At 65.3% G+C, this 1,205-nt stretch carries 1 protein-coding gene and 1 pseudogene; both read right to left on the bottom strand.

From position 1 onward, the window contains the following. Positions 1 to 431: pseudogene (locus HMPREF0178_RS20000) on the bottom strand (branched-chain amino acid ABC transporter permease); the annotation flags it as partial. Beyond that, a partial coding sequence (locus HMPREF0178_RS19995; protein ID WP_009369355.1) for a branched-chain amino acid ABC transporter permease occupies positions 428 to 1,205 on the bottom strand: 778 nt, incomplete at its 5' end. The gene HMPREF0178_RS19995 and the pseudogene HMPREF0178_RS20000, both read right to left, overlap by 4 nt.

Here is a 1,205-nt window from a genome sequence, read left to right as displayed (position 1 = left end):
TCCGCGAACCCCAGCGTGGCGATGCCGAGGTAGTCGCCGCCGAGCCGCAGCACGGGGATGGCGATGAACAGCCCGAAGATCGCGGCCACGAAGCCCCCGGCGACGACCGAGAACCAGAACGGCGTATGGATGACCGAGAAGGGCCAGATGATGTCCTCGAGGATCCACATCATTTCCTTCTGGGCGGCGGGGAGCACGCACAGGGCGGAAACGTAGGCCCCGATGGCCATGAACCCGGCGTGCCCGAGCGAGAACATCCCGGTGAAGCCGTAGATGAGGTTCAGGGACAGCGCGAGGATGGCGTTCACGGCGATGAGATTGAGGATCTGGACCTTGTAGCCGTCGAGGTTGGTCTCCGCCCAGACAAGGAACAGGGCCAGCAGGCCGATGGCGGCGAGATTGAGTAGCAGGTTGCGCATGGAGGTCTTCATATCTTTTCCTCCGAACGCTGCCCGAAAAGGCCGGTGGGCCTGACGAGGAGCACGAGCACCAGCACCACGAAGGCGAACGCGTCGCGGTAGCCGGACAGGCTGGGCATGAAGGCCACGGTCATGATCTCGATGAAGCCGAGCAGCAGCCCGCCGATCATGGCGCCCTGGATGGAGCCGATGCCGCCGAGCACCGCCGCGATGAAGGCCTTGAAGCCGGGGAAGATGCCCATGTAGGGGTTGATCTGCGGGTAGCGCAGGGCCCACATGATGCCCGAGGCCGCCGCCAGCGCGGAGCCGAGCCCGAAGGCCAGCGCGATGATGCGGTCGACCCGCACCCCGAGCAGGCGCGTGGTCTCGATGTCCTTGGAGATGGCCCGCATGGCCAGCCCCGGTTTGGTGCGGTGGATGATCCACAGGAGCCCGAGCACGAGCACGAAGCTGACCACGGGCACGACCAGCGTGATCGGCAGCAGCTTCAATTGCCCGAAATTGATGGGCGTCATGAGCCATTCCGGCTGGTACACGGGGCGCGGAAGGCCGGAAAACACCACCACGGAGAGGCTTTCGATGAAGAAGGATACGGCGATGGCACTGATGAGCGCCGAAATGCGCGGGGCGTCGCGCAGGGGCCGGTAGGCGATGCGGTCCACCAGGATGCCGACGGCGCTGGCCGCGAGGATGGCCACCACCACGGCCACCCCCCAGGGCAGGAAGAATGTCGTGGTGCCGTAAAAGACGAAATAGGCCCCCAACATGAGAATGTCGCCGTGGGCG

This window comes from Bilophila sp. 4_1_30 (assembly GCF_000224655.1).
In the GTDB taxonomy this organism is placed as follows: Bacteria; Desulfobacterota; Desulfovibrionia; order Desulfovibrionales; family Desulfovibrionaceae; genus Bilophila; species Bilophila wadsworthia.
The sequence above is the reverse complement of the archived record's forward strand: the minus strand, read 5'-3'. Positions and strand labels throughout refer to the sequence as shown.